12 protein-coding genes are annotated in these 15,785 nt (G+C 73.0%); 9 read left to right on the top strand and 3 right to left on the bottom strand.

What is annotated here, in order from left to right; all coding sequences use genetic code 11:
• The first annotated feature begins 15 nt into the window (after positions 1-15).
• The 6 genes from sucB (at position 16) to HJD23_RS31190 (ending at position 8,557) form a co-directional block, all read left to right on the top strand.
• The gene (gene sucB, locus HJD23_RS31215) at positions 16-1,833 is read left to right on the top strand and encodes a 2-oxoglutarate dehydrogenase, E2 component, dihydrolipoamide succinyltransferase (RefSeq protein WP_171134093.1); all 1,818 of its coding nucleotides are present in this window, start codon (positions 16-18) and stop codon (positions 1,831-1,833) included.
• A gap of 271 nt (positions 1,834-2,104) precedes the next feature.
• A complete protein-coding gene (locus HJD23_RS31210; protein ID WP_171115531.1) occupies positions 2,105-2,728 on the top strand; it encodes a GntR family transcriptional regulator in 624 nt (207 codons plus the stop codon).
• A 29-nt stretch (positions 2,729-2,757) separates the two neighbouring features.
• The gene (locus HJD23_RS31205) at positions 2,758-3,816 is read left to right on the top strand and encodes an ABC transporter permease (RefSeq protein ID WP_171115533.1); all 1,059 of its coding nucleotides are present in this window, start codon (positions 2,758-2,760) and stop codon (positions 3,814-3,816) included.
• A 240-nt stretch (positions 3,817-4,056) separates the two neighbouring features.
• A complete protein-coding gene (aceE, locus tag HJD23_RS31200; RefSeq protein ID WP_171115535.1) occupies positions 4,057-6,759 on the top strand; it encodes a pyruvate dehydrogenase (acetyl-transferring), homodimeric type in 2,703 nt (900 codons plus the stop codon).
• 56 nt (positions 6,760-6,815) lie between these two features.
• Positions 6,816-7,790, top strand: a complete 975-nt coding sequence (locus tag HJD23_RS31195; protein ID WP_171115538.1) for a YafY family protein — start codon at positions 6,816-6,818, stop codon at positions 7,788-7,790.
• Between the two features lie 248 nt (positions 7,791-8,038).
• On the top strand, positions 8,039-8,557 hold the full coding sequence (locus HJD23_RS31190; protein WP_171118921.1) for a DUF4240 domain-containing protein: 519 nt from the start codon (positions 8,039-8,041) through the stop codon (positions 8,555-8,557).
• A 199-nt stretch (positions 8,558-8,756) separates the two neighbouring features.
• On the opposite strand, the gene HJD23_RS31185 is transcribed toward HJD23_RS31190, so the two are convergent.
• A complete protein-coding gene (locus HJD23_RS31185) occupies positions 8,757-9,530 on the bottom strand; it encodes a peptidoglycan recognition protein (RefSeq protein ID WP_240980862.1) in 774 nt (257 codons plus the stop codon).
• 276 nt (positions 9,531-9,806) lie between these two features.
• Here HJD23_RS31185 and HJD23_RS31180 point away from each other — a divergent pair, with 276 nt between their 5' ends.
• Positions 9,807-10,991, top strand: coding sequence for a MarP family serine protease (locus tag HJD23_RS31180; RefSeq protein WP_171115542.1), 1,185 nt, complete (start codon positions 9,807-9,809; stop codon positions 10,989-10,991).
• A gap of 21 nt (positions 10,992-11,012) precedes the next feature.
• Here HJD23_RS31180 and HJD23_RS31175 read toward each other — a convergent pair whose 3' ends face one another.
• Positions 11,013-11,501 (bottom strand): GNAT family N-acetyltransferase, encoded by a 489-nt coding sequence (locus HJD23_RS31175; protein WP_171115543.1) that lies wholly within the window; start codon positions 11,499-11,501, stop codon positions 11,013-11,015.
• 72 nt (positions 11,502-11,573) lie between these two features.
• On the opposite strand from HJD23_RS31175, the gene HJD23_RS31170 reads away from it, so the two are divergent.
• Both HJD23_RS31170 and HJD23_RS31165 read left to right on the top strand, forming a co-directional pair.
• Positions 11,574-12,470, top strand: a complete 897-nt coding sequence (locus HJD23_RS31170; RefSeq protein ID WP_171115545.1) for a TIGR01777 family oxidoreductase — start codon at positions 11,574-11,576, stop codon at positions 12,468-12,470.
• 197 nt (positions 12,471-12,667) lie between these two features.
• Positions 12,668-14,047 carry an NAD(P)/FAD-dependent oxidoreductase gene (locus tag HJD23_RS31165; protein ID WP_171115547.1) on the top strand — a complete coding sequence of 460 codons (1,380 nt, stop codon included), beginning with the start codon at positions 12,668-12,670 and terminating at the stop codon, positions 14,045-14,047.
• A gap of 57 nt (positions 14,048-14,104) precedes the next feature.
• On the opposite strand, the gene HJD23_RS31160 is transcribed toward HJD23_RS31165, so the two are convergent.
• On the bottom strand, positions 14,105-15,541 hold the full coding sequence (locus tag HJD23_RS31160; protein ID WP_171115549.1) for a regulator: 1,437 nt from the start codon (positions 15,539-15,541) through the stop codon (positions 14,105-14,107).
• Positions 15,542-15,785: the final 244 nt, after the last annotated feature.

Raw genomic sequence — 15,785 nt, 5'->3', positions numbered from 1 at the left:
GGAGCAACCGAAACCATGGCGGTTTCCGTAACCCTTCCGGCGCTCGGCGAGAGCGTCACCGAGGGCACTGTCACACGCTGGCTGAAGGCCGAGGGTGAGCGCGTCGAGGCCGACGAGCCGTTGCTCGAGGTCTCCACCGACAAGGTCGACACCGAGATCCCGGCCCCGGCCGCCGGTGTGCTGGCCTCCATCAAGGTCGCCGAGGACGAGACCGTCGAGGTCGGCGCCGAACTGGCCGTGATCGACGACGGCACCGGTGCCCCGGCCGCCGCCCCGGCGCCCGCCGCCGAGGCCGCCCCGGCTCCGGCCGCCGAGCCCGCTCCGGCTCCGGTGGCCGAGGCTCCGGCCGCCCCGGCGCCCGCCGCCGCCCCCGCCGCCCCCGCCGGTGGTGCCGCCGAGGGCACGGACGTGGTCCTGCCCGCGCTCGGCGAGTCCGTCACCGAGGGCACCGTCACCCGCTGGCTGAAGTCGGTCGGCGACACCGTCGAGGCCGACGAGCCGCTGCTGGAGGTGTCCACCGACAAGGTCGACACCGAGATCCCGGCGCCCGCCTCCGGCGTGCTGCTGGAGATCACGGTCGGCGAGGACGAGACGGCCGAGGTCGGCGCCAAGCTCGCCGTCATCGGCGCGCCGGGTGCGGCTCCGGCCGCTGCCCCGGCTCCGGCCGCCCCGGCCCCGGCACCCGCCGCCGAGGCCCCGGCCGCGCCCGCCGCTCCGCCCGCCCCGGCCGCCCCGGCTCCGGCCGCTCAGGCTCCGGCCCCCGCGGCTCCCGCCGCCCCGGCCCAGCCCGCGGTTCCGGCCCAGCCCGCGGCCCCGGCTCCCGCGCCGGCCGCCCCGGCTCCGGTCACCCCGGCTCCGGCCGCTCCGGCGCCCGCCGCCGCGCAGCCGACCGACGAGGGCGCCTACGTGACCCCGCTGGTGCGCAAGCTCGCCGCCGAGAACGGCGTCGACCTGGCCACCGTCAAGGGCACCGGCGTCGGCGGCCGGATCCGCAAGCAGGACGTCCTGGCCGCCGCCGAGGCCGCGAAGGCCGCCGCTGCCGCCCCGGCTCCGGCCGCCGCCGCTCCGGCCGCCGCCGCCGCGAAGAAGGCGCCGGTCCTGGAGGTCTCCCCGCTGCGCGGCCAGACCGTCAAGATGCCGCGGATCCGCAAGGTCATCGGCGACAACATGGTCAAGGCGCTGCACGAGCAGGCGCAGCTGTCCTCGGTCGTCGAGGTCGACGTCACCCGCCTGATGAAGCTGCGCGCCCGGGCCAAGGACGCGTTCGCGGCGCGCGAGGGCGTCAAGCTCTCCCCGATGCCGTTCTTCGTCAAGGCCGCCGCGCAGGCGCTGAAGGCCCACCCGGTCATCAACGCCAGGATCAACGAGGCCGAGGGGACCATCACCTACTTCGACGCCGAGAACATCGGTATCGCGGTGGACTCCGAGAAGGGCCTGATGACCCCGGTCATCAAGAACGCCGGTGACCTCAACATCGCCGGTATCGCCAAGGCCACGGCGGAGCTGGCCGGCAAGGTCCGCGCCAGCAAGATCACCCCGGACGAGCTGTCCGGCGCGACCTTCACCATCTCCAACACCGGTTCGCGCGGCGCGCTGTTCGACACGATCATCGTGCCGCCGGGCCAGGTCGCGATCCTCGGCATCGGCGCCACGGTCAAGCGCCCGGCCGTCATCGAGACGGAGGAGGGCACGGTCATCGGCGTCCGCGACATGACGTACCTGACCCTCTCCTACGACCACCGCCTGGTGGACGGCGCCGACGCCGCCCGCTACCTGACGGCGGTCAAGGCGATCCTGGAGGCGGGCGAGTTCGAGGTGGAACTCGGCCTGTAAAACGCCCCAGACGCTGACATCGGTGCCCTCGCCCGGAATCCCCGGGCGAGGGCACCGACGTGTTCGGGGACGCGGGGCTGTGCTCAATATGCGGCTCCGCCGCGTGGGCGCGAGCAACCACCCACAACCCGCACCCGCCGAACCACGGAACCCCCCACCCCACTAGGCGTGTGCGCCTCGTCTCACCTGCACCAAAGCGCCCCCATGCGCCCCTCCCCCGCACGAGGACGGCCTTATTGTCTAATCGTCAAACGCGCCCTAAGGAGCCCTCATGACCGCCCCCGTCATCCACTCGCTGCGCGAACAGATCCGCGAGCACATCCTGGAAGGGATCATCAGCGGGCGCTGGAAGCCGGGCGAGCGGATCGTGGAGCGCCGGATCGCCACCGAACTGGAGGTCAGCCAGACCCCGGTCCGTGAGGCGCTGCGCGAACTGGAGTCGCTGCGCCTGATCGAGTCCGCACCCAACAAGGGCGTACGGGTGCGGAACCTGACCGCGGCCGACCTGGAGGAGAGCTACCCGGTCCGGGCCGGCCTGGAGGCCATCGCCGCCGAACTCGCTGCGCAGAAGCTCGCCGAGGACTGCTCCGCCCTCGAACCGCACGTCACCGCGCTCTACGAGGCCGACCGCAGGTCGGACGGCACGGCCCAGGTCCGGCACACGGTCGCCTTCCACCGCGAGCTGGTCCGCGCCGCCGGCAACTCCGTGCTGCTGCACACCTGGGAGGGGCTCGGCATCGAGGTGTTCACCGCGCTGTCGATCCGCTGGCTGGGGACCGTGCAGCAGTCCTACGCCGAGGAACACGAGGAGCTGGTCGCGGCCTTCCGGCGCCGGGATCCCCGTATCGCGGAGATCGTGAAGGCCCACGTCCTGGGGTGCGCGCCGCGCGCGTAGGCCCACCACAGGGACCGTAATGTGGCGGTATGTCCGATGCGGCGCACGGTGTTCACAGCAAACCACCCACCCCCGGACAGAAGTGGGCCCGGTTCAAACAGTCGCCCTTTCTCCCCGCCACGGTCCTGGTGCTGATCATCTCCGCGGCGGCGGGTCTCTTCGCCGGTTCGTACACCTACTCCATGGCCGACCCGGCGCCACGCTCCATTCCGACGGCGGTGGTGGGGCAGTACGAGGCGCAGCGGGGGCGGGAGTTCCTCGACGGTATGGAGCGGGCGCTGGACGCGGCCGTGAAGGTGCACACGTACGACACCCTGGCCGAGGCCCGGTCCGCGGTGGAGGAGCAGGAGGTCTTCGCGATCCTCGACCTGCGCGAGGAGGGGCGGGCCGTCACGCTCGGCGTCTCGGGGGCGTCCGGGGCGTCGGTGGCCGACGTGCTGGCCGAGGCGGCGGTCGCGGCGGGGCGGCAGACCGGGGTCGCGGTCACGGTGCGGGACATCAGGCCGTTGCAGGAGGGCGATCCGCGCGGGCTGGCGATCTTCTACATCTCGCTGGCGGCCGTGATCACCGGGTTCGTCGGGTCCATCCAGCTGAGCGTGCACGCGCGGGAGCTGAATCCGCTGGAGCGGATCGCCTTCACGGTGGCGTACGCGCTGCTCGGCGGGTTCGCGATCGCCGCGGCGGTGGACTGGGGGCTCGGGGCGCTGGATCTGCCGTTCGTGGAGTCGTGGCTGATCCTGGCGCTGACGATGGCCACGAGCGGGATGGTCTTCACCATGTTCGACACGCTCATCGGGCGCTGGGCGATGCTGCCGACCTGGGGCCTGATGGTGCTGCTGGGCAATCCGTCCTCGGGCGGCGCCGTGTCCTGGCCGCTGCTGCCGTCCGTACTGGGGGCGATCGGGCGCTGGCTGCCGCCGGGCGCCTCGGTCAACGCGCAGCACACGGCGCTGTACTTCCCCCATCACCGGCACGCCTTTCCCTACCTGGTGCTGACCGGGTGGCTGGTGGTGTCCTGCGCGGTGTTCCTGACCTGGACGGGGCACAAGCGAGCACCCGGGCACTCAAACGCGCCCTCACCTGCGTAAACCAAGGAAAAACACGGCACCGGGTGCCCAAGCACGAGGCACCGCGTGCCTACTTCCTCGTGATCAAGAGGTTTTGCGGGTCAACCCTTTGATCGATCATCGATCAGGGAGTTACAGTCCTCGACGGGCTCCCACCCGAGCCTCACGCCCTGTCCTGCCAAAGACCAAGGGCACCCCCCGAAACCCTTACCGATGAGGGAAACCCCCTCGGCTTCCCCTTCGACTGAGGAAGGCGGCGACATGACCGACCCCAACGCCATCCAGCCGAGCGAGCTCGACCAGCTCCCGGACCGCGACCCGGAGGAGACCGCCGAATGGCAGGCCTCCCTGGACGCCGTCACCAAGGCGGCCGGGCCGCACCGTGCCGCGTACCTGATGCGCCGCACGCTGGAGCGCGCCGAGGGCACCGGCATCGCGCTGCCCAAGCTCCTTGAGACCGACTACGTCAACACCATCCCCACCGCCGCCGAGCCCGTCGTGCCCGGCGACCCGGAGATGGAGGCCCGGATCACCGCCTGGAACCGCTGGAACGCGGCCGCCATGGTGACCCGCGGCAGCAAATACGGCGTCGGCGGCCACATCGCCACCTTCGCCTCCGCGGCCTGGCTGTACGAGACCGGCTTCAACCACTTCTTCAAGGGCAAGGAGGCCGACGGGTCCGGCGACCAGCTCTACATCCAGGGCCACGCCTCCCCCGGCATCTACGCCCGCGCCTTCCTCGACGGCCGCCTGAACGAGCACCACCTCGACAACTTCCGCCGCGAGTCCGGCGGCAACGGCCTGCCGTCGTACCCGCACCCGCGCCGCCTGCCCTGGCTGTGGGAGTTCCCGACCGTGTCGATGGGCCTCGGGCCGCTCTCCGCGATCTACCAGGCGCGCTTCAACCGCTACCTGACCCACCGCGGCATCAAGGACGTCTCCGCCTCCCACGTCTGGGCCTTCCTCGGCGACGGCGAGATGGACGAGCCGGAGTCGACGGCGGCCCTCGCGCTCGCCGCGCGTGAGCAACTGGACAACCTCACCTTCGTCATCAACTGCAACCTGCAGCGCCTGGACGGCCCGGTCCGCGCCAACTTCAAGATCGTGCAGGAGCTGGAGGCCCAGTTCCGCGGCGCGGGCTGGAACGTCGTCAAGACGCTGTGGGGCTCGGCGTGGGACGAGCTGTTCCAGCTCGACACCACGGGCGCGCTCGTACGCCGTCTGCGCGAGGTACCGGACGCGCAGGTCCAGACGTACCAGACCCGCGACGCCGCCTACATCCGCGCGGACTTCTTCGGCAAGGACCCGGCGCTCGTCGAGATGGCGAAGCTGCTGAGCGACGACAAGATCCTCGACTGCTTCCACTTCTCGCGCGGTGGTCACGAGCCGCGCAAGGTGTACGCCGCGTACAAGGCCGCCGTCGAGCACAAGGGCGCGCCGACCGTGATCCTGGCCCAGACGGTCAAGGGCCACACCCTCGGTACGGGCTTCGCGTCGAAGAACGCCAACCACCAGATGAAGAAGCTGACGGTGGACGAGTTCAAGACGATGCGCGACCTGCTGGGCCTGCCCATCGCCGACAGCGCGTTCGTCGACGGTGTGGTCCCCTACGGCCACCCGGGCGCCGACTCCCCCGAGGTCCGCTACCTCCAGGAGCGCCGCGCCGCCCTCGGCGGTCCGGCCCCGGCCCGCCGCGTCCACCCGGTCGCGCCGCTGCCCGCCCCGGCCGAGAAGGCCTTCGCCTCCTTCGACAAGGGCTCCGGCTCGCAGAACGTGGCGACGACCATGGCGTTCGTCCGCCTGATCAAGGACCTGGTCCGCGACAAGGAGACCGGCAAGCGCTGGGTGCCGATCGTCCCCGACGAGGCGCGCACCTTCGGCATGGAGAGCCTCTTCCCCTCCCTCGGCATCTACTCGCCCAAGGGCCAGACGTACGAGCCGGTCGACCGCGACCAGCTCATGTACTACAAGGAGGCCGAGAACGGCCAGATCCTCAACGAGGGGATCACCGAGGCCGGTTCGATGGCCGACTTCATCGCCGCGTCGACCGCGTACTCCACGCACGGCGAGCCGATGATCCCGTTCTACATCTTCTACTCGATGTTCGGCTGGCAGCGCACGGCCGACCAGATGTGGCAGCTCGGCGACCAGCTCGGCCGCGGCTTCCTCGTCGGCGCGACGGCGGGCCGGACCACCCTGACCGGTGAGGGCCTGCAGCACGCCGACGGCCACTCCCCCGTCATCGCGGCCACCAACCCCGCCGCCCTGACGTACGACCCGGCGTTCGCGTACGAGATCGCGACGATCGTCAAGGACGGTCTGCGCCGCATGTACGGCGAGGCGGCGCCGGGTGAGGACCCGGACGTCTTCTACTACCTCACCGTCTACAACGAGCCGCTGCCGCAGCCCGCGAAGCCGCAGGGCCTCGGCATCGACGAGGGCATCATCAAGGGCCTGTACCGCTTCAACACGGCGGAGTCGGCGGGCGTGACAGTGACGGCGAACGCCCCGCGGATCCAGCTGCTCGGCTCGGGTACGGCGATCCACTGGGCGCTGAAGGCGCAGGCGCTGCTCGCCGAGGAGTGGGGCGTGGCCGCGGACGTGTGGTCCGCGACGTCGTGGAGCGAGCTGCGGCGGGACGCGCTGGAGGCCGACGCGGCGCTGCTGCGCGGCGAGGAGCGGGTGCCGTACGTCCGGCAGGCACTGCAGGGCGCCGAGGGCCCGGTGCTGGCGGTCTCGGACTACATGCGGCAGGTCCCCGACCAGATCGCGCAGTGGGTCGAGCAGGACTACTCCTCGCTGGGCGCCGACGGCTTCGGCCTCTCCGACACCCGCGAGGCCGCCCGCCGCCACTTCGGCGTCGACGCGGAGTCCATCGTGGCCGCGGCCCTGGCCCAGCTCGCGAAGCGCGGCGAGGTCAAGGCGACGGCCGTGAAGGAGGCGCGCGAGAAGTACGGGCTGTAAGGCCCGGTCGCCGGCAGGCCCCCGCTTCGGTGGGGGCCTGCTGCATGATGTGCTCCATGCGCGCTGCCCGGCTCATCAAGATGGTGCTGTTGCTCCAGTCCCGGCCCGCCATGACCGCCGCCGAGCTGGCGCGGGAGCTGGAGGTGTCGGAGCGGACGGTGACCCGGGACGCGCAGGCGCTGTCGGAGGCCGGGGTGCCGGTCTACGCCGACCGGGGGCGGGCCGGGGGGTACCGGCTGATCGGCGGGTACCGGACGCGGCTGACCGGCCTGCACCGCAGCGAGGCCGAGGCGCTGTTCCTGTCCGGGGTGCCGGGGGCGCTGCGCGAGATGGGATTGGAGGACGCGGCCTCGGCGGCCCGGCTGAAGGTGTCGGCGGCACTGCTGCCCTCCCTGCGGGACGCCTCCAGGACGGCGGCGCAGCGGTTCCATCTGGACGCCCCGAACTGGTTCAAGGAGCCCCGGACGCCCGAGTTGCTGCCCGCGGTCGCGGACGCGGTGTGGGACGACCGGCGGATCACCGCCCGCTATCGCCGGGGTGACGACGAGGTGGTGCGGGAGCTGGAGCCGTACGGGCTCGTGCTCAAGGCGGGCGTGTGGTACCTGTGCGCGCGGGTGGCGGACCGCGGAGCCTTCCGGGTGTACCGGATCGACCGGTTCACGGCGGTGGAGTCCGGCGAGGAGCGGTTCGCGCGCGACGAGGACTTCGAACTGCCCGCGTTCTGGGAGGAGCGGGCGGAGCAGTTCGCGCGCTCCATCCTGCGCGCCGAAGTGGTGGTACGGCTGTCCGGGGAGGGCGTGCGGAGGCTGCCGCATGCCGTCGATCCTCAGTCGGCCCGGGACGCGCTGGCCGCCGCGCCCACCCCGGACGCCGACGGCTGGGTGACCGTGACGCTCCCCGTGGAGTCCGAGGAGGTCGCCCACACCCAGCTCACCGCCCTGGGACCGGAGGCCGAAGTACTGGCACCCGAGGCGCTGCGGGCACGCATCGCCGAGGACGCCCGGCGGCTCGCCGACCTGTACCGGACATAACGATCCGCCCCACTCCACGTGCGCCCGGACAACGACGGCCGGGTGCCTGTCACGCTCCCCGCGGAATAGGAGCAAGTCGCCCACACCCGGCTCACCACCCCGGGACCGGACGTCGAAGTACTCGCACCCAAGCAGCTGCGGGCACGCATCGCCGAGGACGCCCGGCGGCTCGCCGACCTGTACCGGACATAACGATCCGCCCCACTCCACGTGCGCCCCACCCGCGAAAGCCCGATGCTTGTCCCGTGATGGACGAGACGGAGTTCTGGGAGCTGATCGACGCCACCCGCGAGGCCGCCGAGGGCGACCCCGAGGAGCAGGCGGACCTCCTCGTGGAACGGCTCCTCCAGCTGGACCCCGAGGCGATCCTCGACTTCGCCCGTCACTTCGAGGCCCGCTACAACCGCGCGTACACCTGGGACCTGTGGGGCGCCGCGTGGGTGCTGCTCGACGGGGCCAGCGACGACGCCTTCGACTTCTTCCGGTGCTGGCTGATCGGCCAGGGCCGTGAGGTCTACGAGGGCGGGGTGCACGACCCCGACTCGCTCGCCGACCTGCTGGACGACTTCGACGAGGAGGTCGACGGCGACGGCGAGGAGCTGGGCTACGCGGCCGACGAGGCCTACGAGCAGCTCACCGGCACCGTCGCCCCCGACCTCGGCATCGCGCCCGCGGCCGCCGAACCGGAGGGCACGGCCGTCGACTTCGAGAACGAGGCGGTGCTCGCGGAGCGGTATCCGCGACTGTGGGACCGCTTCAAGGAGTGAGACCGCGCGCCGGGGTTCAGGGGGTCAGGGGCCTTCACCGCGTGGTGCAGCGGTGCCGCGTTGGCCTGGTCGAGTGCCGAGGCCGTGACGGCGGCCGGGCCCAGGACGACCGTCGCGGCCGTACAGATCACTGCCCAGGGGCCGCGCAGGCCGCGCTCCCTGCGCGGCCTGCGTGGCGGCTGTGGTCTTCCCGTGGGCTTCATGACCGGCCCTGCAACCGGGCCGCCAGTTCCCTGATCTCCGGCAGCCGCGCGGTCAGGGCGGCGCCGGGGCAGTTGGTCATGTAGCCCTCGTTGTGGCCGGCCAGGGTGGGCAGCGTGGCGGCGCTGCCGGCGGCGAAACGGCTGTTGCTGTTGCTGGAGACCAGGCGCACCTTCGCGCGCGGGTCGGTGCCCGACAGGCCCAGCTTCCAGGCGGCCAGCGCGGCGATCGCCTCGGTCATCACGCGCGGCACCTCGGCTCCCGCCGTGAACGTGCCGATGGCCGCGATGCCGGCGGTGCGGTGGTTGAAGCCCAGGGTGTGGGCGCCGGTGACGGGCCGGTCGACGCCGCCCGCGCGGCCCTCGTAGATGGTGCCGCAGCGGTCGACGAGGAAGTTGTAGCCGATGTCGTCCCAGGCGCGGGCGCCGGTCTGCCCGGCGTAGAGGTCGCGGATGATGCGGGGGGCGTCGGCGCAGCGGTAGGTGTTGGGCGAGTCGGTGTGGTGCACGAACACGGCGACGACCTTGTCGTCGTAGCGCGGCGGCGGCTGCTTGCGGGGTGCCGCGCCCTGGCCGAGCCAGACCGCCCGGGGGACGACCGGCGGCCTGGCGGCGGGGTGCGGGGTGGCCGCCCGGGCGGCGGCGAGCGGGTGGGCGGTCCGGGCGGCCGTCACCGACCGGTCCACGGCGTCCGCGCACAGCGCCAGAGCGGTCACCGCGGCGACGCCGGGCAGACAGCTCGCCAGCGCCACGGCGACGCCACGTATGGGCACGGCGTGTCGCCGTGCTTCCCTTCTGCTTCTCTTGCCACGTCTGAGGACACGCATGGACCCACTGTCGGTCCGAGCGCATCCGCCCGCGATGTGTGCTGTGCCACCTGGTGGAACCATCGTCCGGGTCGGTGACGTTTTTCGGGATACACGCACCCGTGGCCGGTTCCCGACCGGTCATCGCGCGCGTGGCTGATCACTGGGCCCGTCCGGCGCGTACCCATGCGTGCTGGGGCGCGTATCCGCGCGCACCGACGGGTCCAAGAGAAAGGCGGCTCCGTGGACCTGCTCGACATCCTGCTGGTGCTGGTGATCCTGGTCTACGCCGGTTCCGGCTACCGGCGCGGGCTGGTGGCCGGCTGTGTCTCGCTCGCCGGGTTCGTGGGCGGCGCGGCGATCGGCGTGTGGATCCTGCCGTGGGTGATGGACCTGGTGTCGCCGGGGACGACGGCGGCGACGGTGACCGCGGTGCTCACGGTGCTGGTGCCGGCGGTGATGGGCCACGAGCTGGCGGGCCGGCCGGCACTGCGGCTGCGGCGGGAGCTGGACCGGGGGCCGCTCCGGGTGGCCGACGGGGTCGGCGGGGCGGCGGCCAACTCGGTCGCCGTGCTGATCGTGGCGTGGGTGGCCGCGAGCGTGCTGGCGGCGTCCTCGTCGCCGCTGCTGACGGGCGCGATCCGGGACTCGCGGCTGCTCGGCGCGGTGCAGAGCGCGATGCCGGACACCACACCGGCGTGGTTCTCCCGGGCCACGTCGGCGCTCACCGAGGCGGGCTTCCCGCAGGTGTTCAACCCGTTCGAGAGCGAGTCGACCGCCGAGGTGGCCAAGCCCTCCGGCGACAGCGTCACGGCTGCCGCCACCAACGCCGCCAAGCTGAGCACGGTGAAGGTCGAGGGCGTCGCGGACGGCCAGGGGCGTGAGGGCAGCGGGTTCGTGTACGCGGCCGAGCATGTGATGACCAACGCGCACGTGGTGGCGGGCATCGACGAGCCGACCGTCCGGATCGGCGGGGTCGGGCCGGCGTACGAGGCTCGGGTGGTGCTGTTCGACCCGGACAAGGACGTGGCCGTGCTCTACGTCCCCGATCTGCGCGCGCCCGTCCTGGAGTTCGACGACGACGCCGAGCGGGGCGACGCGGCCGTGGTCGCCGGTTATCCGCAGGACGGCGGGCTGGATCTGCAGGCCGCCACGGTGGCCAACCGGGTGCGGGCGACGGGCCAGAACATCTACAGCGACGAGAACGTCACGCGCGAGATCTACTCGATCCGCTCCACGGTCCGCCCGGGCAACTCCGGCGGCCCGCTGCTCACCACCGACGGCAGGGTCTACGGCGTGGTCTTCGCCCGCTCCACCTCCGACGCGGAGACGGGCTACGTCCTGACGGCCGACGAGGTCGCCGGTGACGCGGCGCGGGCGGCGGACGCGACGGCGCCGGTGGACACCGGCGCGCTCATCACGTCGTAACGCCCGGCAGGGCACGGCGGATCAGAGGGAACGGCCCATCAGCACGTCGTCGACGTACTCCCCGTCGAGGAAGAACTCCTCCGGCAGCACTCCCTCCACCACGAACCCCTCGGACTCGTACAGCTTGCGGGCCGGGGTGTTGTGCCCGAGGACCCGCAGGGTGATCCGGCGGGCCCCCTGCCGCCGTGCCTCGTCCTGCACGGCCCGCAGCAGCGCCCGGCCGACCCCGGCGCCCCGCGCCTCCTCGGCGACGGCCAGGCCCTGGATCTGGCGGACGTGCGCGTTGCTCTCCAGCGGTGTGGGGAAGCCGAGCCGGATGTAGCCGACGACCGCCGAGGCGAGTTCGGCGACCAGATGGTCACGCGGCCCGAAACGGTCGCTGAAGAAGGGCTCGTACGGCGGCCTGGGGCGCGGCTGGACGGAGTGCAGCACGGACCAGCACCGGCGGTCGAGCCGCCCCAGCGCCTCCTCGTCGGAGTACCTGGCGTGACGTATGTACGGAACCGGCATGACGTCACTGTACGGCGGCCGTACGACGGCCTGTGCGGCCTTTGTGCGGGGTTGACCGGCAGTATGGGCCGCATGGAACGAATCGCGGTGGCCGGCGCGTCCGGTCTCATCGGCAGCGCCCTCGTGCGGTCTCTGACCGCCGAGGGGCACGAAGTGGTGCGCCTGGTGCGCCGGGAGCCCCGGGCGGCGGACGAAGTCCGCTGGGATCCCGGGGGCGAGTACGTCGACACGGCCGGGCTCGCCGGGTGCGACGCGGTGGTGAACCTGGCGGGCGCCGGGGTGGGCGACCGGCGCTGGACCGAGGCGTACAAGGCGCGGATCCGTGACAGCCGGGTGCGCGGTACGGCGACGCTGGCCAACGCCGTCGCGGGGCTGCCGGCGGAGCGGCGGCCGCGGGTGTTCGTCAACGGCAGCGCGATCGGCTACTACGGGGACACCGGGGAGCGTGCCGTCGACGAGGACGCGCCCTCGGGGACGGGCTTCCTGCCGGAGGTGTGCGTGGCGTGGGAGTCGGCCGCGGCGCCCGCGCGGGACGCGGGGGTGCGGACGGTGTTCGCGCGGACCGGGCTGGTGGTGTCCCGCAAGGGCGGTGCCTGGGGGCGGCTGTTCCCGCTGTTCCTGGCGGGGCTCGGCGGGCGGCTCGGGGACGGGCGGCAGTACTGGTCGTTCATCTCGCTGCACGACGAGGTCGCCGCGCTCCGGCACCTGATCGACCGGGAGGACCTGTCAGGGCCGTTCAACCTGACCGCACCTCAGCCGCTGACCAACCGTGAGATCACCGCGGCGATGGGGCGGGTGCTGCACCGGCCCACGCTGTTCGCGGTGCCGGCGCCGGTGCTACGGGCCGTGCTGGGTGAGATGGCCGGGGATGTGCTGGGCAGCCAGCGGGTGGTGCCGAAGCGGCTGCTGGAGTCGGGGTTCGGCTTCGCGTTCCCGGGGATCGAGGAGGCGATTCGGGCGGCGGGGTGAGAGGTGGGGCGTCTCTGCGGGAAGGCCTGCGCCCATGGCCGTACACGACCGCATGCGACCACTGTGCGACCGTGCCCTGTTCATGCGCGACTGCCCCTGACCGGACGCTGCCCTAACCTCGACCCGAACTCGGGTATCCCCGCAGCCGGTTGAGGGCATCAGCTCTCCACCGGCCGCGCAACGTCGAGGAGGGGCACGTGCTTGAGCCCGCGTATCAGGCGGACGTCGTCGTCGTGGGAGCCGGGGTCGCCGGTCTCGCCGCGGCGCATCGGCTGACCGGTGCAGGAATCCCCACCACCGTTCTGGAGGCCACCCCCTGCGTGGGCGGGCGGATGGCGACGGAGAAGGTCGACGGCTTCCGGCTCGACCGCATCGGTCAGCTCCTGTTCACGTCGTATCCCGAACTGCGCCTGACACCGGGGCTCGAGGCGCTGGCGCTGCGCACGTTCACCCCGGGTGTGCTGCTGCACAGCGACGGGCGCCGGCAGCGGGCGGGCGCCCCGGCGGGCGGCCGGAGCGCAAGGGGCGCACTCCATGCCGTGCGCGCCCTTGCGAGCGCCCCCCATTCGACGGCGAGGCCGGTCACAGGGGGCCGTGGACCGGCGGGGGCGCCCCGCGCGGGGGCGCCGCTGGGCGGTGCCGTGGACCAGGCGCGGCTCGGGGCCGCGCTGGCCCGGATCGGCGGGATGCCGGTCGAACGGCTGCTGTCCCGGCCCGAGTTGCCCGCCGGTCAGGCGTTGGCGGCGCGCGGGCTGCCCGCCCGGACGATCGACGGCTTCCTGCGCCCGCTGCTCGCCGCGCTGTTGTGCGACCCGGAGCTGATGACGTCCAGCCGGTGCGCGGACCTGGCGTTGCGGGCGTTCGCGGCGGGGCGGATGTGCGTGCCGGAGGGGGGCGCCGAGGTGCTGCCGGAGCTGCTGGCACGCGGGTTGCCGCCGGGGACGGTGCGCACCGGGGTGCGGGTCACCGGGGTGTCCACGACGTCGGTGAGCACGGCCGAGCACGGGGAGTTCCGGTGCCGGGCGGTGCTGCTGGCGACGGACGCGCGGACGGCGGCCGAGCTGCTGCCGGGGTTGCGGGTGCCGGGCTTCCATCCGGTGACGGTGGTGCACCACACGACCGACGAGGCGCCACAGACCGGGGCGTCGCTGCTGCTGGACGCCGACCGGGGCGGTCCGGTGGCGCACACGGCGGTGGTCAGCGCGGTGGATCCGACGCGGGCGCCGCAGGGGCGGGCGCTGGTGTCGTCGACGGTGCTGGGGGCTCCGCCGAGCGATGTCGACACGGCGGTGCGGATGCATCTGGCCCGGCTGTACGGCACGTCGACGGCACGGTGGGAGACGCTCGCCGTGCACCACACCGCCGAGGCCGTGCCGATGATGCGGCCGCCGCATGATCTGCGACGGCCGGTGCGGTTGCTGGCGGGCCTGTACGTGTGCGGCGACCACCGGGACACCAGCACGGTCCAGGGCGCGCTGCACTCGGCCCACCGGGCGGCCGCGGCGATCCTGACGGACCTGGGCGCGACGGGCTCGCTGCACACCGCGGATCCGGCCCCCAGGGCTCGGGCGGCGTGAGGGACGGGCGCCACCACGGTGGTTGCTCGCCGTGGCGGCGCCCCAAGGGCCTGCTGATCAGCTCAACGCCGCCACCTTGTCCCGGTACGTCCGTGCCGGGGCCGCGTCCTTGTACGGCTCCAGGCGGCGTTCGAAGTCCTTGACGTACTCCACCGCCCGCACCGACCGCATCTCCGCCGCCTGACCGGCCGCCTCGGCGGCCAGTTGGCAGGCTTGGTCGAGTTCGCCGAGCCCGAGGCGGGCGGTGGCGAGGACGACGCGGCAGAACAGGCGGCTGCGGGCGAAGCCGGGCGGCCGCAGCCGCAGCGAGCGCTCCGCGTGCTGCGCGGCGGCCCGGAACTGCTGCAGGTCCCGGTGGCAGTGCCCGAACTCGTCGGCGAGCTGCGCCTCGTCGAAGAACCGCGCCCAGTACGGGACGTCGTCGCCTGGCCGGGCCGCCTCCAGCGCGCGCTCGGCCCGGACGAGGGACGCGGTGCACGCCCGCACCTCCCCCAGCACCCCGTGCCCCCGCGCCTCGGCGGCGTGCAGCAGCGCCTGCACCACGGGCGGCGCGGAGCCGCCCATCCCCTGCTGGGCCACCCGCGCCAGCTGCACGGCCTCGCGCCCATGGCTCAGATACACGGCCTGCCGGCTCATCGTGACCAGGACGTACGCCCCGTACGCCCGGTCCGCGGCCGCCTGCGACAGCCGCAGCGCCTGCACGAAGTACCGCTGGGCGAGGCCGTGCGCGGCGATGTCGTACGACGTCCAGCCGGCGAGCCGGGTGAGGTCGGCGGCGGCCGCGAACAGCCGACGGCCGGTCTGCTCGCCGTAGGTGCCGCGCAGCATCGGTTCGAGCTCGTGCTCCAGATAGCGCACCAGCGCCTGCCGGGCGTGGCCGCCGCCGTAGGCGTTGTCGAGGGTGCAGAACAGCTCGGCGACCGAGCGGAGCGCGGCGATGTCGCCGGAGGTGACCCGGTGGCCGGGCCCACGCTCGGCCCGGCCGCGCTGCTGAGGCACCACCGGGCGGCCCTGCGCGGGCACCCGGGCCGGGGACTCGCCCCAGGCGACCTTCTCGTCGGCCCGGCCGATCAGCCAGTCCCGGCTGGGCACGACCAGTCCGGCCGGGGTGAAGGCGATCTTGCGCAGCTCGGCATGGCTGCCGGAGTCCTTGCGCCACAGCCCGCTGACGATGTCGACGGCCTCCTCCGGACCGGCCGCGAACTCCAGCCCCGCGTACACCGGGGCGCAGGCGTCCAGGCCCAGGTCCTGGGCGGTGAGGCGGCGGCCGAGCCGGCGGGTGAACACCTCGGCGATGAGCGCGGGCGTCGTCCCCCTGGGCTGCTGTCCGCGCAGCCAGCGGGTGACGGAGGTCTTGTCGTATCTGAGATCGAGTCCGTGTTCGAGGCCGAGCTGGTCCACGCGACGGGCGAGACCTGCGTTGGAGAACCCCGCTTCTGCGATGAGCGCGGCGAGCTGGCGGTTGGGAGTGCGCTGCGCGGGTCGTTCCGTCATCTGCGGTGCGGTCTCCTGCCTTCGGGCTTTCGGCGCTTACGCCGCCGTGTTGCCCGGATTGCCTGTGAGCAGCCCTTATGGCCTCGTGAACGGCGCGAATGTAGCGGAGAGTGAGCAGCTGATCGCACACTTCGACATTCATTCATCCGATCGTGTGAGGATTGCCACCAGGGCTGACGCACCTCGGGCAGTCGTACAGTGGCGTAGGCGCGTTTCATGCCTTACGACCTTCTAGGGAGGCGCT

It is taken from the genome of Streptomyces sp. Z423-1, assembly GCF_013009255.1.
In the GTDB taxonomy this organism is placed as follows: domain Bacteria; phylum Actinomycetota; class Actinomycetes; order Streptomycetales; family Streptomycetaceae; genus Streptomyces; species Streptomyces gossypiisoli.
Note: the sequence above shows the minus strand (reverse complement) of the source record. Positions and strands in the feature narration are given on the sequence as shown.